Consider the following 26,692-nt stretch of genomic DNA (forward strand, 5'->3'; position numbering starts at 1 on the left):
CTAACCCAATCCGCGTGCGATCCACGGGCCGATCAGGTTCGCGACCGGGAGGGGCAGTTTCTTCCAAAGCTCGATCTTGGCCGAATAGCCTTCGTCGGTGGGGTCGATATTGCGGGCCTCAACCCCCGGCGCGCTCCAGCGCCGATAGGTGAGCGGCTCCGGCTCGAAGCCCCAGTTCTTCTTGAATGCAAAGGGACCGCTACCGGTCTTGGAGCGGCCGAAATCGAACCTTTCCATACCCTTGCGACGGGCATGACACATCAGTTCGTAATACATGCGCTCGTTCGCACGCAGGCTTCGCGCTTCCCAGCGCCCGCCGCCCCAGTAGGGCATGACCGCCCCATCGTGATAGAGCGACAGGACGCTCGAAATCGGGCGGCCTTCGTGCGACACCGTGAGGATATCCGCGTCGTCCCCGAACGCCTTGATTACCGCCGCAAACAGGCTGCGCGGGAAGACCGGCGTGCCGAGGTTGCGGACACTTTCGGAATAGCACCGGTAGTGCGCCTCCAGATTCTGCTCGCTGCGACCGACAGTGACCTCCAGATCGTTCGCCAAGCCCTTGCGAACCTCCGCGCGCGCCTTGCGGGGGATGGCGAGCAATTGTGCGTCGTCGTCGCTTGCCAGCTTTCCGACGAAGCCGGCGTGCCGACCCTCGATCCGGTCCCAGCCTTCGACCGCTTCTGATGAGCGTAGCTCTATGGTCGGGACGCTGTTGCGCATGGCGAGTTCGGCAGCGGAAGCGAGCAGCGCCTCGAGCACCCGCTCATCGGCAAACAGGGGACCTCCCCCGACCGCGAAACCGCTCGATACCAGCGCCCTGCCGAAGAGCGGCGAGTGGACATCGCTTAGCGGCAACCACCCGCACATCACCCCGCCGCGCTCGGCGACCAGTCCCAAGGCCGTCTGCCCGGTACCCGCTTCTATCGCGGCCAGCCAAGTGGGACGCTGGAAGATGGTACCTTCCCGGTCGCGCACGAAATCCTCGATACGCGCGCAATCCTGCGCGCTGGCGAGATTTGCAAGCGCGACCGATACATTCATGGCGACAGGCGCATTCACGCAGCCCAATCCATGGCACGCGGGCGTTCGATCCGGGCGAGCTCGTCCATGCGACCCCAGGCAAAATCCCCGAGCAGGTCGCCCAGCTTGCCCGCCATCCGCGAAAGATTGGTGTAATGACGCAGCCGCGAGCGCAGCGGCGCCTCGGCAACGCGCGGTTGCTCGGGGTCGATTTCCCATGGGTGGAAATAGAAGATCGCCGGACGACCTTCCTCCCGATTGACCTGCCGGATGGCCCAGCGGCTGAACCCATAGGGAAGCACGCGGAAAAAGCCTCCTCCTCCCGCCGCCAGCCTGCGGTTGGCGAGTACGGCAGTAGTCACCGGAATTTCGACGAGGTCGCTACCCGCTACCGGATTGAAGGCGAAGCGCGGGGCGTCAGGCCAACCATAGTGGTCATGGACCACCGGCGCGACGCTGGAGGAATAGGCGTAGCCATGCTCGGCCAGAACCTCGTGAGCCCAGGCGTTGCGCGCATCGATGGAGAAGCTCGGCGCGCGATAGCCGGTGATCGTGCACCCGCCCGCGTCCTCGAGGATGGCGCGCGATTTCACGAGATCGTCGGAAAACTGCCGCCGCGTGAAGGTGAACACGCGCGTGTGGTCATAGCCATGGCTGGCGAGTTCGTGACCACGCTCGACGATAGCCCGCATGGCGGCCTTGTTGCGCTCGGCGATCCAGCCAAGCGTGAAGAAGGTCGCCTTGACCCCAGCTTCGTCGAAAAGGTCGAGGATGCGCGCCACATTGTCGCCGACGCGCAATTCCAGCCCGTCCCAGTCCTCGCGCTTGAGGGTCTTTTCGAAAGCGCCCACCTGGAACCAGTCCTCGACGTCGACCGACAGGCCGTTGACGATTTTTCCCGGTTTCATGGACGCCCCCTCCGACGCCGTCACGCCGCTTCGCGGGTTCCGGTCGACTCGAAATAGTCGATCATCATCGTCAGCACGTGACGCAGCGAACGTTCCTGGTCGTCGAGGCGCTGTTCGATGGCGGAGAGGCGCTGGTCGATGTCTTCCGGAAGAGCACCGCCACTATCCTTGGCGGCGGCAAGTTTTTCCACCTCGCGGCGCAGCGCCGCCATGTGCTTGTCCCGTTGGGCGAATGCGCCTTCGATCGCTTCGATCTGGTGATCGAGCAGCCCCTTCTTGCGCGCCGCCGTATCGGCCTGGGTCATCGCCGGGGCAGATTCCGTCCGTGCCTTGGCGATCGCATCCGACGCGGGCAGGTTACGATCCGGACGCGCACGCTGCGGGGCCTCCTGCACTTCGGGAGAAGCGTCTCCGCTCATCTCTTCGATCACCGCGTCGAGCATATCGACTTCGAGCATCGACTGCTCTTCCAGCGAGCCCATCAGTAGCAGGCGGTTCATAACCTGGTTGACCTTACGCGGGATCCCCAGCGTGGCCTTGTGGAGGCGCGGCCAGATCGCGCTGGCGAACTCGGGATTGCCAGTCCAGCCAACATGCTCGAGCCGGTGGGTGACATAAGGCTCCATCTCGCCCGGTTGCATGGGCTCCAGATGATGTGCCGCGATCACGCGCTGGCGTAGCTGTTCGAGTTCGTCCGATTGGGCAAGCAGGTGCTTGAATTCCGGCTGGCCCAGCAGGAGCGTTTGCAGCAGCGGGTGCGAACCGAGCTGGAAGTTCGACAGCATCCGCAATTCTTCGAGCGCGCCAATGGACAGGTTCTGCGCTTCGTCGACGATTAGCAGGACACGGCGGCCGCCGCGCGCTTCTTCATGGAGGAACAGCTCAATTGCGGCGAGCGCGCTCGCCTTGTCACCGCCTTCGACATCGAGGCCGAAGCTACGCGCTGCGACGTGGATCATCTCCTCGCCGTCGAGTGCGCTGGTCACGACTTCGCCCACCGTCATGCGGCGATCGTCGAGTTTCTGCTTGAGATGCGCAACCAGCGTGGACTTACCTGCGCCGACTTCACCCGTGATGACAACGAAGCCTTCACCCTGGTTGAGGCCATAGCCGAGATAGCTCAGCGCCTTCTTGTGGGTGATGCTCTCGAAATAGAAAGCGGGATCGGGGGTGAGCTGGAAAGGGCGCTCGGTTAAGCCGTAGAATTCCTCGTACATCAGGGCGTCCTTATCAGAAATCGTAGCGCAGGCCGAGAAGCGCGGTTGCCGCGCGAATATCCGTCTCGCTGAGTTCGGAATCAACGGCATAGATGGAAATCGCCGCACGTGCGGAAAGGTTTTGCCAGATCGACTGGTAGTAGGAGGCGGAACTTCCGTAGGAGAAGGTATCGCCGAATTCGCCAACACCGCTGTCGAACCAGCTGCCGAAGGTGTTCACGCTGAAACTGCCTTCCCAGATAGGTCCGCTGACCCCGGCGGTTACGTAATAGGTCTCGTCCACCACATCGTTCGCCGCAGCCAGCACGGTGCCCTGCGCGGCGATGAATTTGCGATTGTCGTATCCGGCAGCGATCCCGGCGATCATCAGCCCGACGCGGTGCGAGTAACTGGCGACCGCCCCGCGTCCGCGGAACACCGAAGAGCGGACCGAGCCGAGCAGGCCGGCAAGGCAATTGCTGCCCACCGTAGGACTGGTGCAGCCGGTGATATCGCCCGAAACGGGATCGCGCAGCACATCGAAATCGGTCGGAAGCGCGGCCAGCGCATCGTTCACGCGCCCGCCGAAACCCTGCAGCGAATCGTAAACACCTACGGACACGTTGGACCTGCTGTTCGGCTGCCAGTTGAAACTACCGTAGAAGGTATCGCTGTCATAGCGACGGCCGAAACTGGCTTGCAGCTGCGTGCGGCTGCTGGGGCGCCAGATAACGCCGACATCCCAGATGAGGCCGTCGGCCTCGTAGGCGATGCGACGGGGGCTGCCTTCGTCGACCAGGTAGCGGCCGTTCGAACCGATAACCGGATTGCCATCGCCATCGCGCACCGCATCTCGCGACGAGACCTCGACATCTTCAACGCCGGCACCGGCCACGATCGCGAGCGTGCGCGAAACCGGAATGGTTACGTCGCCGCGCACGAAGGCATCCCTCACCCGCTGGTCGAGATTGTCGATATCTTCCTGGTAGAAGCCTGCGCCCACTCCCACGCCGACAGGGAAAGGCATTCCCGGCGAGGTTGCCGCACGCACCATTGCGGAGTGAGAGACGCTCTCATCGAACAGATCGACTTCGTCGCCCTGCAATGTCACGAAATCCGGACCGTCGATCCGGGTATAGCCGATGCGGTAATTCGCATCGATCTGAACATCCTCCACGCGCGTCGTCAGCGTAGGTCCTGCATAGAGCGAATAGGTCTTAGTGGTCGTGTCGTCGTCGCCGATAATCGGGGCAATAACGGACCCGCCCGCCCCGGCCGTGCGCGTCCGACTGGCTAGAGCGCCCGCCTCGACCTGAAGGGTGCGCGGGATGATGGCCGTATAGGCGCGCGCGATCCCGGTAATGCGGTCCGTATCGCGGGCATTGTCATCCCAGGCGAAATTACGCTCGTAGCGCACAGAGACGGCAGCCCCACTGTTCCGTCCGCGCAGTTGGGCGTCCACACCGGCAGCGACCTGCGTGTAAGTGACGACATCGTCGCCCGGCGACATTTGCCACGTGAAAATCTGCGAGGCTTCGATGTAGGGATCGATCCGTGTCCGCTCGACCGCGCCCGAGCGTTCTTCCTCGCGCTCGCCATTGCCATAGCCCTGTGCAGCCGCAGGGGCCGCACACAGCGCAAGCACTGTCGCAAGAAGAGCGAAGAGGCGGGTCACGCCTTTAATCCCCGTACCCGTAATAGCTACCGAACTTGCGGCCGCTCGGGCTGAACGTGGCATCGTTCAGCAAGAGGCGGATGTCGGGACACGCCGAAAGCAGGTCGATCGCATCTTCGAGCGCAACCTGGCCGGTCACGTCGGCGCGGGCGACCAGCAGCGCCTGACCGACGTGCTTCGCCAGCTCGCTCGCAGGCGTCGCCGCCAGTGCCGGCGGGCTGTCGAAAACGATCATGCGGTTCGGTGTACCGCGCGTGAGGCGGTTGAGGACTTCCCACGTCCGCTCGCTTGCGAGATACTCGCTGTCACGCCCCGTACGCGCGCCTGCCCCAAGCACCCAGAGGCCGGGAATGTCGGTGCCGATTACGTGATCTTCCACGTGGCTGGCAGGATCGGCCAGCACGTCCATGAAACCGGTATCGCTGGAGAGGCCGAGCTTGGAAAGGATGCTGGGCTTCCCGAAATCGGCATCGATCAACAGGACTTCGCTGTCACGCTCTGCGGCCATGGCCAGCGCCAGGTTCAGCGCACAGAAGGTCTTGCCCTCATCCGGATGCGGCGAGCAGAGCAGCACGCGCCTTGCGACGGAAGTCCCTTCGGAGCGTGCGGAAGCCAGGACCTGGCGCTTCACGATCCGGAATTCCTCCAGCAGACGCGAGGCGCCGCCGTCGGGATCGATAAGGCCCTGCTCGCGCAGAAGCTCACGCGAAACGGGATGTTTTTCACCGCTAAACTGGACCGCAGGGTGCGCATCGCTACGGCGCCGACCTTCCATTGCGGGCTCCGCCTGCGCCCTCGGCTCTGCCTGTGTCCTCGTCTCATCTCGCCGCTCCACCGGCGCGGGCTCCTGTGCGGGCTTGCGCGCAGGCGCGAATTTCTTCTTGGCATTGGCGTCGAGCATGACCGGAACGGCAGCGGGTGCCAGCTTGTCCAAGCCATAGGCACCGCTCGCCCTTTCGAGCAGCGAATCGCGCTTGTCCTTCGCGTCAGCCTTGCCGTCAGGAGAAAGCTTGGTGGGCTTGTTCACGCTCATCTCCTCACGCAACCGAGCTTACTTGCACGATCTCGACGACCAGCAGCAGCAGGCACAGTGCGGCAAGCGCACCGCTACCGGCAAAGAACTGCTTCAGTCTCAATTTCTGGTGCCTTGCAGCTGCATCGGTCATGGATCGCGAAATCGTGCCGATGACCGGCAGGTCCAGGGCACTTTCGAGCCGTTCGGCCGTGGTGAAGCTTGAACGCAGCAAGCCAAGGATGAAGGCGACGCCCGCTCCGATTGCAAGACCGGCCATCAGGACGCCCACGAGCAAAAGTGGCCGGTTGGGTGCTGCAGGTGTCTGCGGCAGGATCGGCGGGTCGATCACGTCGAACTGGAACGAGTTGCGGTTGGTTTCATAATCGCCGCGGACACGCATGCGCTCCCTGCTCTGCAGAAGCTCGTCGTACTTCTCTTTCTGGACTTCATAATCGCGGCTGATGCGGCGGGCCTCGGCAGCGACTGCCGGTTCGGAGGCCTGCGAGGCGATCAGGGCCGTGATATCGGACTGCAGGGCAACCTTGCGGGCCTGAAGAGCCTGCACGTTGGCCTGTCGCTCTGCACGGATTGATACCAGCGAGCTATAGGCCGGATTGATCGTGCCACCGGAATTGGCCGGTGCTGCGCTAGCTTGCTGCCGCAGCGCCTCTACCTGCCGAAGCTGGGCTACGACGTCGGGGTGGTTGTCAGTCAGGCCGCGTGCGCGCATCGCTGCGAGCTGCGATTCCGCCTGGATCAACGCGCCCTGCGGGCCGCCCCCGGCGCCTGCGGTCACGATAGTACGCGGAGTGCCTGCGATCTGGCCGTTGATGGCGGCAAGCGAACTCTGCGCAGCGGCGATATCAGAATCGACATTGCGCATCTCGCTACGCATCGTCTGGAGGCGCATGGCGCTCGCACCCGCTCCGGCAACGGCTTCGGGATTTGCAGCTTCGAAGGCGAGGCGACGCTCCTCGATCGCTTCGAGCTCGGCCTTGCGCTCTTCAAGGGCCTGCTCGAGGAAGATCATCGTCTGCGCCACATCGCCGCGGTTGTCGGCAATGTTCTGTTCGCGAAACAGGTCGATCATGCGCTGGACGACTTCCTGCGCAAGCTTTGCATTTTCCGCATCGGAGAACCCGCTCCGCCCGATGGTCGCGGTGATTTCGAACAGGTTTTCCTGCTGCAGGCTGACACGGATATTTTCGGACAGGTCCGCAACCGCGTTCTGCATTTCGAGATCGGTCTGGATCTTGTCGCCCAATCGCGTCGAGCGGATGATCTTCTCAAGATTGGTCGTGCTGGTCAGGGTCTGGCGAACCCGCGTGATCGCTTCTTCGCCGCCATTTGCGATCTGCAGCTCTTCACCCAGCACATCTTCCAGTTCCACGAAAATGCGCGCACGGCTCTCGTAGCTGTTGGGGATCAGGGCGACAGCCATCCAGCCCAGCACGCACACGCCCCAGGCAACCGCAAGCGCTATCCAGCGGCGGTTCCAGATCGTGTGCAGCGCGCTGCGAAATTGGTCGATGATGTCCTGCATGCCCCCTGCTCCGCCTTAGAAGGCGCTTTCCGGTATGATGATGACATCTCCGGGCTGGAGCAGCACGTTGGCATCGCTATCGCCGCGCTTGAGCAGGTCCGTAAGGCGCAACGCATATTCCCGCTGCGTTCCGGCGTTCTTGTCGAACCGGATCAGCTTGGCGCGATTGCCCGCGGCAAATTCGCTGAGGCCACCGACCGAAATCATGGCGTCGAGCACGGTCATATTCGCGCGATACGGCAGCGAAGCAGGCTTCTCCGTCGCGCCGACAATGCGGATCTGCTGGCTGAAAGTGCCCGCAAACTCGTTGACGATGACCGACACGAGCGGTTCTTCGATATACTGGCTCAGCTGCGCCCGGATGTCTTCTTCCAGCTCCGAAGGCGTCTTGCCGACTGCAGCAAGGTCCTTGACCAGAGGGATCGTTATACGTCCATCGGGGCGCACCTGGATGTTTTCCGCACCCAGTTCCGGATTGCGCCACACGTGGATGGTCAGCTCGTCGAGCGGTCCGATGATGTATTCCGCACCCGGCTCTTCCTGGGCGGACACGAAGGTTGCCGGCGGCAGCTCTTCACCACCGGTGGTGGCACAGCCGCCCAAGGAAACGCCTGCGCCAAGGACGAGAGCGAGAGCGGCAGATCGCGACGATTGCATTCCGAAAATCCCTGATAGTGGATGCACCTGCAGCGAACGCTACAAACGCACCTTCCCAAATTCGCCCCGCTTCTTGCGCGAAAAAGGTGAACATACCGTTAGTCATAGACCCGCGAACGCGCGGAATCGCTAGGATTTAGCACGAATTATCAGAGTGTCTCAAATCAGGACTTCTGCAGCCGGGCCCTGACCAAGAAATGCGCTAGGAGAAGCGCTCGCTCCGTAGGCGCCCGCACAGAACACCGCCACCAGGTCGCCCACTTCCGCACGCGGGAGGAAAGCCTTGTCGGCCAGCCTGTCGAGCGGTGTGCACAGGCAACCCACGATGTTCACATCCTCCGTAGGCTCCTCGTCGAAACGGCTGGCGATCGCGACGGGGTAGTTCCGCCGAACGACGGTGCCGAAATTGCCCGATGCGGCCAGTTGGTGATGCAAGCCACCGTCGGTCACGAGGTAGGTCTGTCCGTGGCTTTCCTTCCGGTCGACGATGCGGGTGACGTAGACCCCGGCTTCCCCCACCAGATAACGGCCAAGTTCCACGAAAAGCTCTGCATCCTGCAAAGATTTCGGAAGTGTTTGCAGATGTTTGGACAAGGCTTCTCCCACAGGATCGAGATCGAGTGGCTCGTCACCGTGGAAGTAGGGAATACCGAAGCCACCGCCCATGTTGAGCTTGGGCAAGGCGACATCAGCCTCTTGCGCCAACCTGTCGGCCAGGGCGAGGATATTGGCCTGCGCCTCGATTATGGCATCCGCACTCAAGGCCTGGCTGCCGGTGAAGATATGCAGCCCCCGCCATTCGCAGCCTGCGTCGACGATCGTCCGGATCAGCGCGGGAACGCGATCGGCATCGACACCGAAGGGCTTGGCTCCGCCCCCCATCTTCATACCCGATCCCTTGAGCTCGAAATCCGGATTGACCCGCACTGCGAGTCGGGGCGTCTTCCCGATACGCTCCGCAATGGCCAGCGCGCGCGATGCCTCATTCTCGCTTTCCAGGTTCAGCGTTACCCCGGCGGCGATCGCAGCTTCCAGTTCGGCGTCGCGCTTGCCCGGTCCGGCGAAGCTGATGCGGCGACCGTCGACACCGAGGTCCTGCAGCATCTGTAATTCGCCGCCCGAGGCGATGTCGAGACCATCGACAAGGTCCGATATCAATTCGAGAAGTGGTGCGTAACTGTTTGCCTTGATTGCGTAATTGACCTTGATACGCTGGGGCAGAGATGCACGCAGATCCGCGATCCTCTGCGCGATCAGGGACTTGGAATAGGCGAAGAACGGCGTACGCCCTGCCCTTGCTTCCATCTCCGACACGCGAACACCGCCGAGGGCAAGTTCACCGTCCAGGGCTTCGAAGCCTGCGGGTATCGGACCGGTCGGCTTCATGCCTCCAGCTTCCTTTTCAGCGCGGTCCGGTCGATCTTGCCGTTCGGGTTGAGCGGCATCGTATCCCGCCAGTGATAGACGTGAGGCTGCATGAAATTGGGCAATTCGCGCGATAGCTGGCGTTTCAACTGCTTCTCCAGTTCATCGAGAGCCCCCTCCCCCTCGGGACGCGAAACAAGGTGTATCGCGTGGCCCAGCTTGGCGTCAGCGATACCGAAAGCGACCGCCTCTGCGACCAGTCCCGTCGCCAGCGCCGCGCTTTCGATTTCCTGCGGGCTGATGCGGTTTCCCGCGCTCTTGATCATCGCATCGCGTCGACCGACGAAATACAGCAGGCCGTCATGGTCGCGCCTGACCCTGTCGCCGGACCAAACGGCAACGCTGCCAAAGCTGGAAAAAGCGGGAGCCGGCTTGAACCGTTCGGCGGTACGGGCCTGATCCTGCCAGTAACCTTGGGCAACAAGGGGGCCGCAGTGGACCAGCTCGCCTTCTTCGCCAGGAGCCGCAGGAGCGCCGCTATCGTCGATCACCAGGATCTCCGCGAACGGGATGGCCCGGCCCATCGAGGTCGGATGCGTGTCTACTAGAGAGGGATCGAGGTATGTCGACCGGAACGCTTCGGTCAGGCCGTACATCGGAAACAGGTTTGCTTCGGGGAACATCGCCCGCAGGTCTGCGACCAAGTCTTCGGTCAATGCCCCACCACTGTTCGTCATCCGGCGCATCGATGCGACAGCCTCTTCAGGCCATTCGACCTCGGTAAGCTGCACCCAGAGCGGAGGTACGGCCGCAAGGGTCGTCACGGCATGTTTGGCGCAGGCCTTCACCACGTCCTTGGGGAACAGGTAATCGAGCGGGACGACGCAGCCGCCTGCGTACCAGGTGCTGAGCAGCTGGTTCTGCCCGTAGTCGAAGCTCAAGGGAAGCACGGCGAGCGTTACATCATCCGCTTCCATGCCAAGGTAGTGGGCGACCGAAACCGCGCCCAGCCACAGGTTCGCATGGCTCAGCATTACGCCCTTGGGCGCTCCGGTGGATCCGCTGGTGTACAGGATCGCAGCGAGGTCTTCCGGGTCGCGAGCCGAAGGACCCAGCGACTGGCCGGCAGCACTGGCCAGCCCGAAAACATCGTCCTCCGCGATTACTTCGCAATTCGGCGGGATATCGCCTTCTTCCAGCGATTTGAGCCGCGCAGGCGTCGCCATCAGCAGGCAGGCGCCGCTGTCCCGCAGGATATGCGCAACCTGCCCATGCTTGAGCAGGGGATTGATAGGTACATGGATCATGCCGGCGCGCGCTGCCGCGAGTGGCAGGAGACAGGTCAGCTCTCCCTTCGCGGCCCAGCTTGCGACACGCGATCCCACTTCGCATTTGCTCGCCAGCCATCCTGCAAGCAGCGCTACACCTGCGCGCAAGTCGGCATAGGTCAGGACCTTGTCCCGCAATACGAGAGCGCGTGACTGTGCATCGCCAAGCTCGGCGAGTTGATCCAACGGTTGCGACGTGGGATCAGGCTTGGGCGATCCAGGCGGGGAGTTACCGGTGGTCATCACGGTCAGCTATCACGACACGGTTACAAAACTGCAAGGGCTCGGCAGCCCGGAAGCCGGACCTTTCGACCGATATGAATGGTACCGCCTGCTGGAATCGCATGGCGCGGCGTCGCTGGTCGCTGTCGGCACCGACGGGGAGAGGACCGTCGCCCTTTCGCTGACGCGCGGGCAAAAGGGTCTCGAGCCGCTCACGAACTGGTTCGCATTTTCCTGGAAACCGCTTGCCAGCAGCGGCGATACATCGCGCATTCTCGTCGAGATCGCCCACGACCTGAAGAAGACCACGCATCGCCTCGACCTGTACCCGCTAGCGGCGGAAGACGGGTGCTACGAAGAGCTATGCGAAGCTTTCGAGCATGCAGGTTGGTCCGTGCATGGCGAGCAGTGCGATAAGAACCACATCCTAAACGTCCAGGGACGCAGCTTCGCCCAATACTGGAACGCGCGTCCGGGCCGGATGAAAACGACAGTCAAGCGCAAGGCAGCCAAGGTCGATATCGAAATTTCACATTCATTCCATGAAGATGAGTGGGAAACTTACGAAGAAATCTATGACAGGAGCTGGAAACCACGTGAGGTGCGGGCCGACATCCTGAAGGCATTTGCACGGCAGGAAGACAGTCGCGGAGCCTACCGTCTAGGCATCGCACGGGTCGACGGTGAACCCGTTGCAGCGCAGTTCTGGAGCGTCGAAAACGGTGTCGCCTCCATCCATAAGCTCGCCCACCTCGAGAGCGCGGAGCCTTATTCGGCAGGCACTGTCCTCACCGCGGCGCTGTTCGAATATGCGATCGACGTCGATCGCGTAGACCTGATCGACTTCGGGACGGGTTCGGACCCCTACAAACGCGACTGGATGGAGGAGTGCCGCCCTCGCTTCCACCTTACCTGCCTCGACATCCGGCAACCGGCTGCCTGGCCGGCCCTTGCCAAGCGGATGCTGGGCCGCCTTGCACCGCGCAAGGCGCGAGGCTAAGGCGGCCTCCGCTTCAAGAGGGGAACCTTTCAGACCTATGGGCGAAACCGCCACATCCGAGCCGACCGGTCCGAGCCGCACCGCCATCGATACCGCCTTGCGGTCCATCATGTCCGACGTGCTGGCACTCGATCCCGAGCAGGTTGCCGAATTCGACGGCGATACCGGGTTGTTCGGCCACCTGCCGGAACTCGACTCCATGGCCGTCGCAACTCTCCTTACCGAGATGGAAGACCGCCTCGATATCATCATCGAAGACGACGACGTCGACGGAGAAATGCTGGAGACCTACGGCGCTCTCCTGGCCTTTGCCGAAGCCAAGGTCATCGAAGGCTGAGCGCGCTTTTCCATGTTTCTTGAATGGCCCGCCCCGCTTCCCGATGGCGGGACGAGCATGGAAATGGCGGTCTCCACTGCCCGCAAGGCCAATCCCTACCTGCTGATCATCCCGCCGCTCTTCGACGAGGCCAACCGCATGCGCGCGCAGCTCGTTCTGATGATGCGCACCTTGCAGGATCTCGGCGTAACCAGCGTCATGCCGGACTTGCCGGGAACGAACGAAAGCCTCCAGCCGCAGGCCGCGCAAACCCTGTCGGCATGGCGTGCGGCAGTCATTTCAGCGACCGAACATTTCGGTGTCAGCCGCGCACTCTTCGTAAGATCGGCATGCGCGCTCGGTACGGGCGCGGTTCCAGCCTTCCATTACGCCTCGCACGATCCCGCAAAACTGCTGCGCGCCATGGTACGTGCGCAGAGCCTTGCCGAGAAAGAGGCAGGCAACCACCGCAGCCCCTCGGAAATTCTCGATGGCGCCCGCGCAAGCGGAGGCACCATTGCCGGTTGGCAGATCGGGCCTGCCATGGCGCAGCAGCTTTGCGAAACGCAAACGGATCAGAGCGATGGGGTCACACCTATCGCGCAAGAGGAAATCGGAGGGCGCGCACTCTGGCTAAGCAGTGAGGGCGGCATAGATGAGAAGCAGGCGAAAGCCCTCGCCGCTGTCGTCGCAAAAGAGGCTGGAGCCTTATGAGCCGCCTCCATCTTGCCTTCCACTGCGGCGGGCTGAGCCTCGGCGGAACGCTCGACAATGCGCCCGGCACGACCGGATTGCTGATCGTGACGGGAGGTCAGGAGCCGCGCGCGGGGGCGTTCGGATGGCAGGCACGACTTGCTGCCGAAGTCGCCAAAGCTGGTTTTCCGGTATTCCGTTTCGACAGGCGCGGGATCGGCGATAGCGAAGGCGAAGATCGCGGATACGAGAAGTCGCGCAAGGACATCGCCTCCGCACTACAGGCCTTTCGCGCGCTCTCGCCCCAAGTGAACCGCGTGGTCGGTTTCGGCAATTGCGATGGTGCCTCGGCGCTCATGTTGGCAGAGGGTGCCGGGTTCGATCGTCTCGTGCTGAGCAACCCCTGGGCGATTGCTGACAGTTCGCAGACGCTACCGCCTGCCGCCACTGTACGATCGCGCTATCTCGCAAAACTCGGCAAGCCGAAGGAAATCTGGCGCCTCCTGAGCGGCAAGGTCGACCTTGAGAAGCTGGCAACCGGCATCCGGCACGCGTCGGGAAGCGGTCAGACAACCAATCCCCTAATTGCCCCGCTCCGCGAGGGTCTTTCCCAATTCGAAGGGAAGGTCCGCTTCCTCATCGCCGAAAACGACCGCACTGCGCAGGTTTTCGCTGCCGATTGGGGGCATGACGAACGTATTGCCATCTGCAGTTCGGCCGGCCATGCCTATGCCGAACCGCACGCCCGGGAATGGCTGCGGACGCAGGTGCTGGCCGCGCTGCGGTCCTAGCGGGTGAAGTAGCTGGTAAGCTCTACATGGGTCGACCAGCGGAATTGACCGACCGGACGCAGCGCTTCCAGCTTGAAGCCGGCATCGATCAGCGTCTTCGCATCGCGCGCCCAGCTTGACGGGTTGCAGCTCACATACACCACCCGTTCGATTTCGCTCGCGGCGATTTGCGCGATTTGTTCCCGTGCTCCTGCACGGGGCGGATCGAGGAGGGTGGCAGAAAACTTCGATATCTCCGCAGCTTGCAATGGATTCCTGAACAGGTCTCTATGCATGGCGTGCACAGCGATGCCGCGGCTGTTGGCGGCCGATTTGCTAGCGAGATGCGCGTCGCGCGCCGCTTCTGCAGCAAGAACCTTGGCCGGACCTGCGAGAGCGAATGCGAATGTCCCGAGGCCAGAGAATAGGTCGGCTACCGTGCTCGCCCCTGCCAGCCAGCGCTTCGCATCGGCGAGCAACACCTCCTCGCCGTCCGTCGTCGGCTGGAGGAATGCGCCTTGCGGCAGGCCGACCGGAACGTCGCCGAGCGTTATGGTCACGGGTTCCGGTTCCCAGACTGCTTCCGGGCCGAACCCCTGGTCCAGCGAGAGACGCGCAAGGGAATGGTCCCGCGCAAAGTCCAGCAGGGCTTCGGTGGCTGCCAGTCCGTCAGCCTCGATCCCCTTGATTGCGCAATCGATGCCCTGATCGGCAAGGGTCAGCGAAACATCCACCGGACCCCGTTCGGCATGGCTGGCAACCAGCTTTCGAAGGGGTGCGACCAGCGCAAACAGACGTGGATCGAGGATCTCGCATTGCTGCATGTCGACGATGCGGTTGCTGCGCGGTTCGCGGAAACCGATGACGGCGCCCTTTCCCGCCTTGAGCGCATGGAGGGTCGCACGCCGCCGCGAGCGCGCCGGCGAAAGGTGGGTCGGCAAGACCTCCCCGATCTCGATCTCCTGGCCCCGCGCGGCATTGACCACACGGTCGGTCACGAATTGCATGAGGGCCGCTTCATCCGCGTGCTGGAGCTGGCACCCGCCACACTTGCCGAAGTGACGGCAAGGTGGCGTCACGTGATGTGGACCGGCCTCGATCGATCCATCCGGCGTCGTTGTGTCTCCGGTGACGGCACCAGCAATGTGCCTGCCCGACTGTGTGACGCCGTCGCCCTTGGCGGCAATACGGACGATTTCCTCTGTCTCGCTCATAAGAACGACGCCATGGCCGGTTTGACGCAATGTGCAAGCTGCAAGGCGGTAAAAGCCGGACCGGCGAGGCGCGCTGCCTCGTGATGCAACCAGACTGCGTCCTGGGCAGCCTCCATGGGACTACGCGATCCGGCGAGGCGCGTCGCGCATATCCCGGCGAGCACATCCCCGGACCCGGCCACCGACAGCCAGCTGCTTCCTTGCGGAAAGAACAGCGTAGTGCCCTCGCCCACCAGGATCGTGTCCGGCCCCTTGGCTAGGACCGTCAGGCCTGTCGCCGCCGACAATGAGCGTGCCCGATCGAGCTTGCCATCCGCTTCGACGCCGAAGGATTCGCACAATGCCGCCAGTTCTCCCTCGTGCGGCGTCAGCAGAATGCGGGACGGATCGACACCTTCCAGAAGATCGTCGTCGAGCAAGTGAAGCGCATCGGCGTCGAGTACGCATTGCCTGCCTGACGTCAAAGCCGCTGCCAGTCGTTCGCGCGAGGTTTCGCCTCGACCCAGCCCTGGTCCGACCAGCAAAGCGTCGATGCGATCGTCTTCCAGTGCTTCATCCAGATCGTCTTCGACGATCACCAGGTCGGCCGGTGCGTCCGGGTGCGATCGGTCGCTGAAAAGCTTCACATAACCCGCACCCGCGCGCATCCCCGCTTCGCAGGACAAGAGCGGCGCACCGGGCATTTCGCCGGCCACAACGGCGACGAGGCCCCGCGTATATTTGTGCGCATCCGCTGCCGGTGCCGAGAGCGCTGGCCGGCTGGAGAGGACGCCATGCGCGTCGTCGAGCGGCAAGCCAAGATCGATCAGCTCTTTCGCGCCCATCATCGCCATGGAGGGCATCAGGAAATGCGCCTGCTTCCACGCACCCAATGCGAGCGTCAGGTCGTATCGCGGCAAAGGTCCGAGAGTGGAACCGCAATCGCTTCGCACAGCACTTGGGACATCGATTGCAATTTTAAAACAATCACTTGCAGATAGTTCTTCGAGCAATTCGCGATACACACCCTCGACTTGCCGCGACAGGCCGTAGCCGAAGAGGCAATCGACCACGATTGCATGCTCGAAAGGACCCTGCTCGCGCGTGTCGCCTCCAAACTGGCTTCGCGCCGTTCGGGCAGTATCCGTCGAGGGTTCGACCGGTGCGATGACGTCGACATCGTATCCCCGGGACCCCAAATCCTCGGCGATCACATATCCATCGCCGCCATTGTTTCCCGGACCACACAGGACGGTCACCGGCCTTCCGCCTGCCGCGCGGTGCACCCATTGGGCGGCGCCCTGCCCGGCCTTGAGCATCAGTTCCCATTCGCTGGTTCCAGCAGCCATCGCCGCTTTCTCGGCCGCAACCATTTGCGCGACGGTCAGGACGGCTTCACTCACCGACCGGCTCCTTCCAGCGATATCGGTCATTCTCGATCGTGAGGACGACCCAGTCACCTTGCCGCTCGCTGCTCGCTTCCCCGGCACCGTCACCTACGTCGAAACCGGCAGGGCTTTCGGACAGGGCGAGACGGCGGAAACCCCCGTCGGGATGGCGCACGACGAATTCGGCATTTGCGCCCGGTATTTCCTCGGAGAGGCGACATTGACGAACGAACTCGTCCGAGCCGTCGAGAGCACATTCGATCGCGATACCGCCCTGTTCGGCAATACCGGGAGCAGCCTCTGGCTCGGGCGAACAGGCCGCGAGAAGACCGATGGCGAGGGTCGGGAGCACAAATCTCATTGCTGGCGGCGCTGCCACTTCGGGCGCCAAGGTGCAAGCGTGCTCGGCTCAGCGGCGCCTCAGCTGATCGACATCGCGAATTGCACCGCGCGCAGCCGAAGTCGTCATTGCGGCATAGGCCTTCAGCGCCGGAGAGATGGCGCGGGGACGCTCGTTCGCAGGCTGCCAGGCATTATCGCCCTGCTCATTCATCGCCGCACGCCGCCGTTCCATCTCGCCTTCGTCGATCATCAGGTTGATCGTGCGGTTCGGGATGTCGATTTCGATCCGGTCGCCATTTTCGACGAGTGCGATCTCACCGCCCTCTGCCGCTTCGGGCGAGACGTGGCCGATCGACAGGCCGGAGGTTCCGCCCGAGAAACGACCGTCGGTGAGCAAGGCGCAGGCTGCCCCCAGCCCTTTGGATTTGAGATAGCTGGTCGGGTAGAGCATTTCCTGCATCCCCGGCCCCCCGCGCGGCCCCTCATAGCGGATGACGACCACATCTCCTGCGACCACCTGTTCGGTGAGAATGGCAGTGACGGCGTCATCCTGGCTTTCGTAGACTTTCGCCGTTCCGGAAAAGGTCAGGATGCTCTCGTCGACACCGGCGGTCTTCACGATGCACCCGTCGCGGGCGATATTGCCGTACAGAACGGCAAGGCCGCCATCCTGGCTGAAGGCATGCTCTGCGCTGCGGATGACGCCCTTCTCGCGGTCGAGGTCGAGCGATTCCCACCGCCGCGACTGGCTGAAGGCGGTCTGCGTGGGCACGCCGCCCGGCGCCGCGGAGAAGAACTCGCGAACCTTGTTGTTCTGCGTGCGGCCGATGTCCCAGTCATCCAGCGCATCGCCCATCGTGGGGCTGTGCACCGTGGGCAAAGCCGTGTGCAGCAGGCCTGCTTTCTCGAGTTCGCCGAGGATCGACATGATGCCGCCAGCGCGGTGAACGTCCTCCATGTGGACATCGTCTTTCGCAGGGGCGACCTTGGAAAGGCACGGCACCTTGCGGCTGAGCCTGTCGATATCCTTCATCGTGAAATCGACCCCTGCCTCGTGCGCGGCGGCAAGAAGGTGGAGAACCGTATTGGTCGACCCGCCCATGGCGATATCAAGGCTCATCGCATTTTCGAAGGCTTCGAAACTGGCGATGCTGCGGGGAAGGACGCTGGCGTCGTCTTCCTCGTAATAGCGGCGCGCAAGCGTGACGATCAGCCGCCCTGCCCGCTCGAACAGGCCTTGGCGATCGGCGTGGGTTGCGAGTGTGGAACCGTTACCGGGGAGGGAAAGGCCAAGCGCTTCGGTGAGGCAATTCATCGAATTGGCGGTGAACATGCCGGAGCACGATCCGCATGTCGGACAGGCGGAGCGTTCGATCTCGGTCACCTGCTCGTCAGTATAGGAATCGTCGGCGGCGGCCACCATCGCGTCCACGAGGTCGAGCGCCTTTTCCTTGCCATCGAGCACGACCTTGCCCGCCTCCATCGGCCCGCCAGAGACGAACACTGCAGGGATGTTAAGCCGCATCGCCGCCATCAACATGCCCGGAGTGATCTTGTCGCAGTTGGAAATGCACACCATCGCGTCGGCGCAGTGGGCGTTGACCATGTATTCCACGCTGTCGGCGATCAGATCGCGACTGGGCAGCGAATAGAGCATCCCGTCGTGACCCATCGCGATCCCGTCATCGACGGCGATGGTGTTGAACTCCTTGGCGACGCCGCCGGCCTCCTCCACCTGGCGCGCGACCAGCTGGCCCAGGTCCTTTAGGTGCACGTGGCCCGGCACGAACTGGGTGAAACTGTTGACGATGGCGATGATCGGCTTGCCGAAATCCTCGTCCTTCATGCCTGTCGCCCGCCACAGGCCGCGCGCTCCGGCCATGTTGCGGCCATGAGTGGTGGTGCGTGAACGATAGGCGGGCATGGCAATCTTCTCCGTCTGGAGCCCTAGCCCTAGCAGACAGATCGATGCGGGATAACGGGTATTCGGCGGCAGATTTACCGCAGATCGCCCAAGTTGGGCTTTATGCGCGCGCTGCTATCAGACTTCGAGAGCGACGCGGCCCATGACATCAGCGAGCATTACAGCCCAGCGTGCCTGACCCGCTTCGTTGGCGATCTGGTCCTGGCGGATCTCGACCGTGCAATAAGGAATGCCCGCAGCTTCGGCGTGCCGATCCATCGTGGCGTTGAGTTCCTTGCCCGAATAGGGCTCGTTATCGCCGACGGTCAGACCCTGTTCGCCAAACAGGCGGATCGCGTGACGTGCTGCACGGTCGTCCTGGTTGTAGAGCAGCGAGACCTCCCAGGGACGGTCCTCGTCGCTGGTTTTCATTTTCGGTGTGAAGCTGTGCAGGGCCACGATCATCCGCGGCTGCACCTTGGAAATGAGCTTGCTCAGGGCGTCATGATAGGGGCGGTGGAAACGCTCCAGGCGCGCTTCGATATTTGCGCCGATGTTGCCGGCAATAAGGCGGCCATCGCTTTCGGTCGGAACTACGGCAGGGTCGTCTTCCGTTCGATGAAAGTCGCAGACCAGGCGGCTGACGCAGGCGATGTGAGCAGGGATATTGTGACGACGTGCCAGGCGGTCGGCGATGCCCTCCACCCCAATGTCGACGGCGATGTGCTGGTCCAGCAGCGCAGGATCGATGCCGAGTTCGATATCCTCGGGCACGAAATTTGACGCGTGGTCGGCAACGCAAAGCAGTCCGCCGGCTCGCAGGTCGTCCGTGCCGACCTGGCGATACGGCAAATTGTCGATCATCATCTGAGAAGGCCCTTCATCTGCCACCAGTCGGGATATGAGGCAACGATGGTTTCGGCTGCCGCATCCCGCGCGGGAATATTGTCGTAGAGTGCGAAACAGGTTGCACCCGAGCCTGACATACGGGCCAGAAACGGGTCGGTTCCGCGCATTTCATCTAGTATCTGGGCAATGACCGGGCACAATTCAATCGCCGGCTTTTCGAGGTCGTTGCGGCCGGCAAGCGTGATTTCCCGTGCATCGCCTTGCGGTAACGGACCACGATCGCTCTCGTCCCACAACTTGAAGACCGGCCCCGTCGCGAGCGGCTGGCGCGGATTGACCAGCAATACGGGTGTGTCAGAAAGGCTGTCGTCGGCCGGTTCGAGGTCGGTTCCGGTCCCCCGTCCGATGCACGTCCGGCTTTCGACACAAGCGGGTACATCCGCACCAAGAGCGGTTGCGCGCGCATGCCAATCGTCCGGGAGGCCGTGTAGCTCGCGAACGATGCGGAAAACGGCACCTGCATCGGCAGAGCCGCCACCCAGGCCAGCCGCGACGGGCAGGTTCTTCTCCAGCGTGACAGCCAGCCCGCCATTGCGCGGCAATTTACCGAGGGCCTTCGCGACGAGATTGTCGAAGGGATCGTCCAGCCCGGATGCAAATTCCCCGACAGATGAAACCGTATCTTGGTCTGCCGGGCTTGCGGTCAGCCTGTCACCCGCATCGACGAAGGCAAACAGTGTCTCGAGCTCATGATAGCCGTCCTCGCGCCGCTTGCGGACATGCAGCGCGAGGTTGATCTTGGCGTATGCGGTTTCTGCGATCGTCACGCGGGGCGCGGATCACATATTCGGATAGTTCGGCCCGCCGCCACCTTCGGGCGTGGTCCATTCGATGTTCTGGTTCGGATCCTTGATGTCGCAGGTCTTGCAGTGGACACAGTTCTGCGAATTGATCTGGAACTTGGGCTCCTGCCCCTCTTCCTCGATCCATTCGTAAACGCCAGCCGGACAGTAGCGGGTCGAAGGACCGGCAAAGACTTCCAGCTCGCTTTCGCGCTGCAATTCGCGGTCGCAGACCTTGAGGTGGACCGGCTGGTCTTCCGCATGGTTGGTGTAGCTGTATGCCACGTTGGTCAGGCGGTCGAAGCTGAGCACGCCGTCGGGCTTGGGATAGGCGATCTTCTTGTGCAGGTCGGCCCGCTCGAGCGTTTCGTAGTCGCGATGGTGCTTCATCGTGATCGGCAGGCCGATCTTGAGCGTGCGCATCCACATGTCGATGCCAGCGAGCACGGTGCCGATGTCGCCGCCGTATTTCGCAACGGCAGGCTGGGCATTCTTCACCAGCTTGAGCTCGTCCGCGATCCAGCTGGAGCGCACGGCCTCGTCGTAATCCATCAGTTCGGTGTGTTCGCTACCCGCCGCGACGGCGGCTGCGATGCTTTCGGCTGCCAGCATGCCGCTCTTCATCGCGGTGTGGCTGCCCTTGATGCGCGGCACGTTCACGAAACCGGCCGCACAGCCGATCAGTGCGCCGCCCGGGAAAGCGAGCTTGGGCACGCTCTGCCAGCCGCCTTCGTTGATGACGCGCGCGCCATAGGCCACGCGCTTCCCGCCTTCGAGCAGCTCGGCGATGGCCGGGTGATGCTTGTAGCGCTGGAATTCCTGATAGGGCGAAACATAGGGGTTCTTGTAGTCGAGCGAGGTAACGAAGCCGATCGCGACCTGACCTGCAGCCTGGTGGTAGATGAAACCGCCGCCCCAGGTATCGCTTTCCGACAGGGGCCAGCCCTGCGTGTGGATCACCTTGCCCGGTTCGTGCTTTGCCGGATCGACGTCCCACAATTCCTTGATGCCGAGCCCGTAGACCTGCGGCTGGCAATCCGCCTCCAGGTCGTACTTGGCTTTCATCTTTTTGGTGAGGTTGCCGCGCGCGCCCTCAGCGAAGAGCGTGTATTTCGCGTGGATTTCCATGCCGGGCTGGTAATCGCCCTTGTGGCTGCCGTCTTCAGCAATGCCCATGTCCTGCGTCACGACGCCCGTTACCGCGCCCTTGTCGTCGAACAGGACTTCTGAGGCCGGGAAGCCCGGAAAGACCATCACGCCAAGCCCTTCGGCCTGTTCGCCGAGCCAGCGAGCGAGGTTGCCGAGCGAACCGGTGTACTTGCCTTCATTCGACATGAACGGCGGCATCATGAATTCCGGCAGGTCCGACTTGCCGGTGGCCGAGAGGACCCAGTGATGGTTTTCCGTAACCGGCGTCTGCGCCATCGGGCAGTCCATGTCGCGCCATTCGGGCAGCAACTCGTCGAGCGCCTTGGGATCGACCACCGCGCCTGAGAGAATGTGCGCCCCGATTTCGCTGCCCTTTTCGAGCACCACGACTTCGAGTTCTTCGTTGATCTGCTTCAGCCGGATTGCCGCTGCAAGGCCCGCCACACCGCCGCCGATGATGACGACGTCACAGGGCATGGATTCACGTTCGCTCATGTCTCTCTCTTTTCGTCGCTATTCGCTTGCGCGATGCCTTGATTGTTGGAGCGTTCGAGGTCAAGACCTGCGCTGGACGGATGATGCACGAAAATCCCAAGCAAAACGGCGATTTCGCCACCGCAGAAGCTCTCGAAGCGGCCTTCGACTGGTGGCTGGAGGCGGGTGTCGACATGGATTATTCCGATGACACCGCCAACTGGCTGGCAGAACCCGAAGTCGAAGAAGCCGTAGCGGCGCCAAAGCCCGTCAAACGCGTCGAAGAGCCCAAGCAGACACCCGTCGAACGGGCATTCGAGGGAGCCGCGCAACCCGTGTCCATCGGAGGCGATCGGACAGGCTGGCCCGAAGACCTCGCAAAATTTCGCGAATGGTGGCTGAGCGAGCCTTCGCTTGGCCAAGCGCGGGTCGAAGACCGGCTTCCCCCGCGCGGAGTCGCGAAGTCGCGCCTGATGATTATCGTGGCCGAACCCTATGGCGATGATGCTGGAGAATTGCTCTCGGGCGGCGCTGGACGCTTTGCAGGCGCAATCCTGCGGGCAATGAATATCGCCCCGCACGAGGCCTATCTGGCGAGCGCCCTGCCCGCGCCCACGGCTTATCCCGGCTGGAATGCCCTCGCATCCAGCGGCCTATCCGAAGTGCTGGCACATCACATCAAGCTTGCCGAGCCGGAGCGCGTGCTTGCCTTCGGGCGCGGACTTGCCCCGCTCTTCGGTATCGACGCGGCACAGGCGCGCGAGGCCGGTTCGCTCGATATCGCAGGTCGCAAGGTGCCGCTGTTGCTCGCACCCGATCTCGCCGAACTTTCGCGCTCGCCGCAGCGCCGCCGTAATTTCTGGAACCGCTGGCTCGAATGGACCGCATGACCAAACGCCTGCTTATCCTCGCCTGCCTTGCATCGGCTGCAGGCACGCTCGCAACTCCCGTGATGGCGCAGTCGTCCGACAGCCTGCGCTATTTCACGCGCTCGCACTCGGCAGCACTGCCGCAACTGCTTTCGCAGGACGACCAGCTTTACTACCGCTCGCTGTTCGAAGCGATCGAGGCGCGCAACTGGGACCGCGTCGAAGTCATGCTCCAGCAACGCGATAACGGGCCGCTCCATGGCTCCGCGCTTGCGGCCTATTATCTGCATCCCGAAAGCCCGCGGATCGAACTGCCGCGCATCGAGGCCTGGCTCGACCGCTATTCCCGCTTACCCGAGGCGGCGGGAATCATCCGCCTGGGCCAGACCAGAGGTCTCGAAAACCCGCCTTCCCTCCCGCGCGCACAACAGCTGTCGCGCCAGCCCTATTCGACGAAGCGGATCCTGCCTCGCACCGTCGATGACGGCACCATGCGCGACGACATCAAGAGCGCCATCCTCGATCGCATTTCCAACGACGATCCGGATGGAGCGCGCTTGCTCCTCGACGGCGTCGATGCATCGCTTTCGCGCGAGGCGCGCGCAGAATGGCGTCAGCGCGTCGCATGGTCCTACTATATCGAGAACCGCGACCGCGAAGCTTTCGGAATGGCGCAGCTTGTCGCGCAGGGCTCGGGCGCATGGGTCGCGGAAGGTGACTGGGTCGCGGGGCTTGCCGCCTGGCGCCTCGGCGATTGTGCGAACTCGGCCGATTTCTTCCGTCGCAGCGCCGCCGGTTCGACCAACCCCTCTCTGACTGCGGCGGCCCACTATTGGGCGTCGCGAGCACTGGTCCGCTGCCGCCAACCGGAGAAGGCTGACGAGCAGCTACGCGGGGCCGCGCGCTTCGACGAAACATTGTACGGCATGCTCGCGCACGAGCAGTTGTCGCAGCAACTGCCCGGTGACCACGCCTCGCCCGATCTCACGTCCGACGACTGGCGCAGGTTGCAGGATGAGGCTGCCGTGCGCGAAGCTGTCATGTTAGCCGAGGTCGGTCGCCGCGATCTCGCAGACGAGGCGCTGCGCTGGCAGGCCCGCCATATCGAGGCATCCGATTACCCTGCACTCACCCGCCTCGCCCGCGCGCTCGGCCTCGCAGGCACACAGACCTTCATGGCGTACAACGCGCCGCGCGGGGCATCGTCGCCGCCGAACCTGCGCTACCCAATCGCCTATCACGAACCGACCGGCGGCTGGCGCGTCGATCCCGCCCTCGCCTTCGCCCATGCGCTACAGGAATCGAATTTCCGCGAGACCGTGGTCAGCCCGGCCAATGCCATCGGCCTGATGCAGATCCGCTCGATCGCCGCGCGTGAATATGCCGCCTCGATCAACATGAGCGCCAGCGCCAACCTCAAGGATGCGCGCACCAATCTCGCCTTTGGTCAGCGCGCGCTGCAGGCGCTGGCCGATGCCGGATACACGCGGGGTCATTTGCCCAAGGTCATGGCTGCTTACAATGCCGGCCCGACGCCGGTTTCGCGCTGGAACAGCGAAATCAATGACCAGGGCGATCCGCTGCTCTGGATGGAATCGATCCCCTATTGGGAAACGCGCGGGTATGTCGCCATCGTGATGCGCAATTACTGGATGTACCTGCGGCAGGCCGAAGCCATGGCGGAAAGCCGCACTGCGCTGGCCCAGAATGACTGGCCGCAGTTCCCCCGGACGCGATGAAGAGGGCACGCTGATGGCGATCGACGAAAGCCTCGATTTCAAGCCGGTGAATATCGCGCTGCTGACGATCTCCGACAGCCGTAGCGCCGCCGAAGATACGTCGGGCGATATTCTTGCCGGCCGGATCGAGGCGAGCGGCCATCGCCTCGCTGCGCGCGAGATCAGCAAGGACGACAAGAACGAGATAGCAGCGCACCTCCACCGCTGGATCGACGACGAGAACGTCGATGCCGTCATCACGACCGGCGGCACCGGCCTCACCGGCAGGGACGTGACCCCCGAAGCGCTCGACCGCGTCAAGGACAAGGACATTCCCGGTTTCGGCGAATATTTCCGCTACATCAGCATCGAAAGCATCGGGACGAGCACCATCCAGAGCCGCGCCTGCGCCGTGCTGGCGCGCGGCACCTATATTTTTGCCCTGCCCGGATCGAACGGCGCGGTGAAAGACGGGTGGGACAAGATCCTCGCCTACCAGCTCGACAGTAGGCACCGTCCGTGCAATTTCGTTGACATCATGCCGCGCCTGCGGGAGCGTTAGAAGCGCCTGATTCCAGCCGCCTCTAGCGCGGCGATCAGCAGGCGATGATCCTCGCCCAGTGCAGCTTTCGGGACCGGATTGAAAAAGGCCTCGGTCTGGTGGAGCAGGATCATCGTGCGGGTATCGGACCAGGCATAGAACTCCTCGAACGGAATGCGGGCATGGCCGCGCGCGTTTGAGAAATGGACCGCCTCGTTATCGAATTCGATCTGGTTTTCGTCACGCAGCGCGGCGCTTTGCCGATACTGCCGGCGCATGATGATGGGCGCGATCAGATAGGGGATCAGCCAGATCAGCGGGATACCCAAGACTACCAGCAGAACGGTGGTCAACCGCAAGGCGCCATCCTCGTATAGATCGAGTGCCACCAGCACGACCGCCAGCAAAATGACCGCGATGAAGAGGTAGCGCATCGGCTTCTGAAACACGCGGCGCTGAAAATAATGTCGCCCCGCCTCGGCAAGGTCTGCCTCGGCGACGCGATAGGTATAGGGTCCGTTCAAAGCCATCGGCGACAACTTCGCGCATCACGCGAGCCGATACAAGACACCGCCACACTTTGTCTGGACGCGCCCTTATGTTCTTCTTATGTTCAACTCATGGAACGAAGCATTGAGTCGCCCGTCGCGGAACGTGGTGCGCAGTCGCGCGCGGTCCCTACCCGCTTCGGCCTTTCCACGCGCGAGGCGGATGGCGACTGGCGCGATCACATGGAAGCTCTGGATGGTCCGCCGGTAAAGCTGCGCACGCATGTGACGGAGGAAAAGCCGCGCACCATCCTCAGCTTCAACCAGTCGCCCGACATCTTTTTCGACCGTTCGATCAACGCCTATCGAGGGTGCGAGCATGGCTGCGTCTATTGCTTCGCCCGCCCGACCCATGCCTATCACGACCTGTCGCCCGGACTGGATTTCGAGACCCGGCTGTTTGCGAAACCAAACGCGGCGGAACTTCTGCGCGCGACACTGTCGAAGCCGAAATACCGCCCCAAACCAATCGCGATGGGTACCAACACCGATCCCTACCAGCCGATCGAGCGGCGCTATCGCATCACGCGGCAGGTGCTGGAAGTATGCCTCGACGCGCGCCATCCCGTCACGATCACGACCAAGTCGGACAGGGTGTGCGACGATCTGGACCTGCTGGCAGAGATGGCAGAGCGCAGGCTTGTCGCGGTCGCGATTTCGGTGACCAGCCTCGATCCGAAGCTGTCGGGAAAGCTCGAACCGCGCGCAGCATCGCCTGCCAAGCGACTCTCCGCATTGCAGAAACTGGCCGAAGCGGGAGTTCCCACCCATTGCTCCGTTGCGCCTGTAATCCCGGCCATTACCGACAAATTTATGGAAGAGATCGTCCAGCGCGCCGCCGCCATCGCGGTCGACAGCGTAGGCTGGATTCCGCTCCGCCTGCCGCACGAAGTCGCCCCGCTGTTTCGCGAGTGGTTATCGGTCCACTATCCGGAGCGCGGCGACAAGGTGATGAGCATCGTCCAGTCTATCCGGAACGGAAAGGACAACGATCCGAACTTCTTCTCTCGCCTAAGGCCCACTGGCGTCTGGGCCGACCTCTTCCGCGCCAGGTTCCGCGTGGCCTGCAAGCGCGCAGGACTGGGTAAGGCGAAATTCGAGCTGGATTGCACGCAGTTCAGGCCGCCTGCGGTGGGCGGTCAGCTACGGCTACTTTAGGGAGCTA

The 26,692-nt window shown here is 62.9% G+C and carries 25 protein-coding genes; 8 read left to right on the plus strand and 17 right to left on the minus strand.

The annotated features are described in order from the left end of the window. The 9 genes from BM173_RS07370 to BM173_RS07410 all read right to left on the minus strand — a co-directional run bounded on the left by BM173_RS07370 (position 1) and on the right by BM173_RS07410 (position 10,953). Complete coding sequence (locus BM173_RS07370) at positions 1–1,062, minus strand: FemAB family XrtA/PEP-CTERM system-associated protein (protein ID WP_425438801.1); 1,062 nt, start codon at positions 1,060–1,062, stop codon at positions 1–3. Beyond that, a complete protein-coding gene (locus tag BM173_RS07375) occupies positions 1,059–1,931 on the minus strand; it encodes an XrtA system polysaccharide deacetylase (protein WP_090479415.1) in 873 nt (290 codons plus the stop codon). Before BM173_RS07375 ends, BM173_RS07370 begins: the two co-directional genes overlap by 4 nt. Positions 1,932–1,951: 20 nt before the next feature. Further along, a complete protein-coding gene (locus BM173_RS07380) occupies positions 1,952–3,148 on the minus strand; it encodes an XrtA/PEP-CTERM system-associated ATPase (RefSeq protein ID WP_090479417.1) in 1,197 nt (398 codons plus the stop codon). Between the two features lie 13 nt (positions 3,149–3,161). Next, positions 3,162–4,802 carry a preprotein translocase subunit YajC gene (locus BM173_RS07385; protein ID WP_245755810.1) on the minus strand — a complete coding sequence of 547 codons (1,641 nt, stop codon included), beginning with the start codon at positions 4,800–4,802 and terminating at the stop codon, positions 3,162–3,164. A 4-nt stretch (positions 4,803–4,806) separates the two neighbouring features. Beyond that, positions 4,807–5,835: a P-loop NTPase family protein gene (locus tag BM173_RS07390; protein WP_090479419.1), complete on the minus strand. Its 1,029-nt coding sequence runs from the start codon at positions 5,833–5,835 to the stop codon at positions 4,807–4,809. Positions 5,836–5,839: 4 nt separating this feature from the next. Beyond that, positions 5,840–7,360 (minus strand): XrtA system polysaccharide chain length determinant, encoded by a 1,521-nt coding sequence (locus BM173_RS07395; protein WP_090479422.1) that lies wholly within the window; start codon positions 7,358–7,360, stop codon positions 5,840–5,842. A gap of 15 nt (positions 7,361–7,375) precedes the next feature. After that, positions 7,376–8,017, minus strand: coding sequence for an XrtA/PEP-CTERM system exopolysaccharide export protein (locus BM173_RS07400; RefSeq protein ID WP_090479425.1), 642 nt, complete (start codon positions 8,015–8,017; stop codon positions 7,376–7,378). Positions 8,018–8,176: 159 nt separating this feature from the next. Next, complete coding sequence (locus BM173_RS07405) at positions 8,177–9,403, minus strand: pyridoxal-dependent decarboxylase, exosortase A system-associated (protein ID WP_090479428.1); 1,227 nt, start codon at positions 9,401–9,403, stop codon at positions 8,177–8,179. Then, positions 9,400–10,953 (minus strand): acyl-CoA ligase (AMP-forming), exosortase A system-associated, encoded by a 1,554-nt coding sequence (locus tag BM173_RS07410; RefSeq protein ID WP_090479431.1) that lies wholly within the window; start codon positions 10,951–10,953, stop codon positions 9,400–9,402. Before BM173_RS07410 ends, BM173_RS07405 begins: the two co-directional genes overlap by 4 nt. Here BM173_RS07410 and BM173_RS07415 point away from each other — a divergent pair. The 4 genes from BM173_RS07415 to BM173_RS07430 are packed head-to-tail and all read left to right on the plus strand — an operon-like array spanning position 10,946 to position 13,732. Further along, positions 10,946–11,932, plus strand: coding sequence for a GNAT family N-acetyltransferase (locus BM173_RS07415; RefSeq protein ID WP_245755811.1), 987 nt, complete (start codon positions 10,946–10,948; stop codon positions 11,930–11,932). The genes BM173_RS07410 and BM173_RS07415 overlap by 8 nt on opposite strands. 37 nt (positions 11,933–11,969) lie before the next feature. Next, positions 11,970–12,269: a phosphopantetheine-binding protein gene (locus BM173_RS07420; protein ID WP_090479434.1), complete on the plus strand. Its 300-nt coding sequence runs from the start codon at positions 11,970–11,972 to the stop codon at positions 12,267–12,269. A 12-nt stretch (positions 12,270–12,281) separates the two neighbouring features. Beyond that, complete coding sequence (locus BM173_RS07425; RefSeq protein ID WP_090479437.1) at positions 12,282–12,962, plus strand: alpha/beta hydrolase family protein; 681 nt, start codon at positions 12,282–12,284, stop codon at positions 12,960–12,962. Beyond that, entirely contained in the window at positions 12,959–13,732 is a 774-nt protein-coding gene (locus BM173_RS07430) for a hydrolase 1, exosortase A system-associated (RefSeq protein ID WP_090479440.1), read from the plus strand. The genes BM173_RS07425 and BM173_RS07430 overlap by 4 nt, the downstream gene beginning before the upstream one ends. Here BM173_RS07430 and BM173_RS07435 read toward each other — a convergent pair. The 7 genes from BM173_RS07435 to BM173_RS07465 all read right to left on the minus strand — a co-directional run bounded on the left by BM173_RS07435 (position 13,729) and on the right by BM173_RS07465 (position 21,872). Beyond that, positions 13,729–14,925, minus strand: coding sequence for a class I SAM-dependent RNA methyltransferase (locus BM173_RS07435; RefSeq protein WP_090479443.1), 1,197 nt, complete (start codon positions 14,923–14,925; stop codon positions 13,729–13,731). The genes BM173_RS07430 and BM173_RS07435 overlap by 4 nt on opposite strands. After that, positions 14,922–16,307 (minus strand): NAD(P)H-hydrate dehydratase, encoded by a 1,386-nt coding sequence (locus BM173_RS07440; protein ID WP_245755812.1) that lies wholly within the window; start codon positions 16,305–16,307, stop codon positions 14,922–14,924. The genes BM173_RS07435 and BM173_RS07440 overlap by 4 nt, the downstream gene beginning before the upstream one ends. Then, the gene (locus BM173_RS07445) at positions 16,300–16,653 is read right to left on the minus strand and encodes a hypothetical protein (protein WP_090479447.1); all 354 of its coding nucleotides are present in this window, start codon (positions 16,651–16,653) and stop codon (positions 16,300–16,302) included. The genes BM173_RS07440 and BM173_RS07445 overlap by 8 nt, the downstream gene beginning before the upstream one ends. Positions 16,654–16,701: 48 nt before the next feature. Continuing rightward, on the minus strand, positions 16,702–18,558 hold the full coding sequence (gene ilvD, locus BM173_RS07450) for a dihydroxy-acid dehydratase (RefSeq protein WP_090479450.1): 1,857 nt from the start codon (positions 18,556–18,558) through the stop codon (positions 16,702–16,704). A gap of 117 nt (positions 18,559–18,675) precedes the next feature. Further along, positions 18,676–19,401, minus strand: coding sequence for an N-formylglutamate amidohydrolase (locus tag BM173_RS07455; protein ID WP_090480250.1), 726 nt, complete (start codon positions 19,399–19,401; stop codon positions 18,676–18,678). Continuing rightward, positions 19,401–20,213 (minus strand): 4-(cytidine 5'-diphospho)-2-C-methyl-D-erythritol kinase, encoded by an 813-nt coding sequence (locus tag BM173_RS07460; RefSeq protein ID WP_090479452.1) that lies wholly within the window; start codon positions 20,211–20,213, stop codon positions 19,401–19,403. The genes BM173_RS07455 and BM173_RS07460 overlap by 1 nt, the downstream gene beginning before the upstream one ends. 12 nt (positions 20,214–20,225) lie before the next feature. Next, positions 20,226–21,872, minus strand: coding sequence for an electron transfer flavoprotein-ubiquinone oxidoreductase (locus BM173_RS07465; protein WP_090479455.1), 1,647 nt, complete (start codon positions 21,870–21,872; stop codon positions 20,226–20,228). A 38-nt stretch (positions 21,873–21,910) separates the two neighbouring features. Between BM173_RS07465 and BM173_RS07470 the strand changes: the two genes are divergently transcribed. From BM173_RS07470 to moaB, 3 genes are read left to right on the plus strand one after another with little or no spacing between them, the layout of a single operon-like run. Then, a complete protein-coding gene (locus BM173_RS07470) occupies positions 21,911–22,741 on the plus strand; it encodes a hypothetical protein (protein ID WP_143089598.1) in 831 nt (276 codons plus the stop codon). Beyond that, positions 22,738–24,459 (plus strand): lytic transglycosylase domain-containing protein, encoded by a 1,722-nt coding sequence (locus BM173_RS07475; protein WP_342741973.1) that lies wholly within the window; start codon positions 22,738–22,740, stop codon positions 24,457–24,459. Before BM173_RS07470 ends, BM173_RS07475 begins: the two co-directional genes overlap by 4 nt. A 13-nt stretch (positions 24,460–24,472) precedes the next feature. Continuing rightward, positions 24,473–25,000, plus strand: coding sequence for a molybdenum cofactor biosynthesis protein B (gene moaB, locus BM173_RS07480; protein ID WP_090480253.1), 528 nt, complete (start codon positions 24,473–24,475; stop codon positions 24,998–25,000). Here the strand turns inward: moaB and BM173_RS07485 are convergent. Next, complete coding sequence (locus tag BM173_RS07485; RefSeq protein ID WP_090479464.1) at positions 24,997–25,509, minus strand: YcxB family protein; 513 nt, start codon at positions 25,507–25,509, stop codon at positions 24,997–24,999. The genes moaB and BM173_RS07485 overlap by 4 nt on opposite strands. A gap of 90 nt (positions 25,510–25,599) precedes the next feature. Between BM173_RS07485 and BM173_RS07490 the strand changes: the two genes are divergently transcribed. Continuing rightward, on the plus strand, positions 25,600–26,685 hold the full coding sequence (locus tag BM173_RS07490) for a PA0069 family radical SAM protein (protein WP_090479467.1): 1,086 nt from the start codon (positions 25,600–25,602) through the stop codon (positions 26,683–26,685). Positions 26,686–26,692 lie beyond the last annotated feature (7 nt).

The sequence above is a fragment of the Qipengyuania nanhaisediminis genome, assembly GCF_900115585.1.
Taxonomy (GTDB): domain Bacteria; phylum Pseudomonadota; class Alphaproteobacteria; order Sphingomonadales; family Sphingomonadaceae; genus Qipengyuania; species Qipengyuania nanhaisediminis.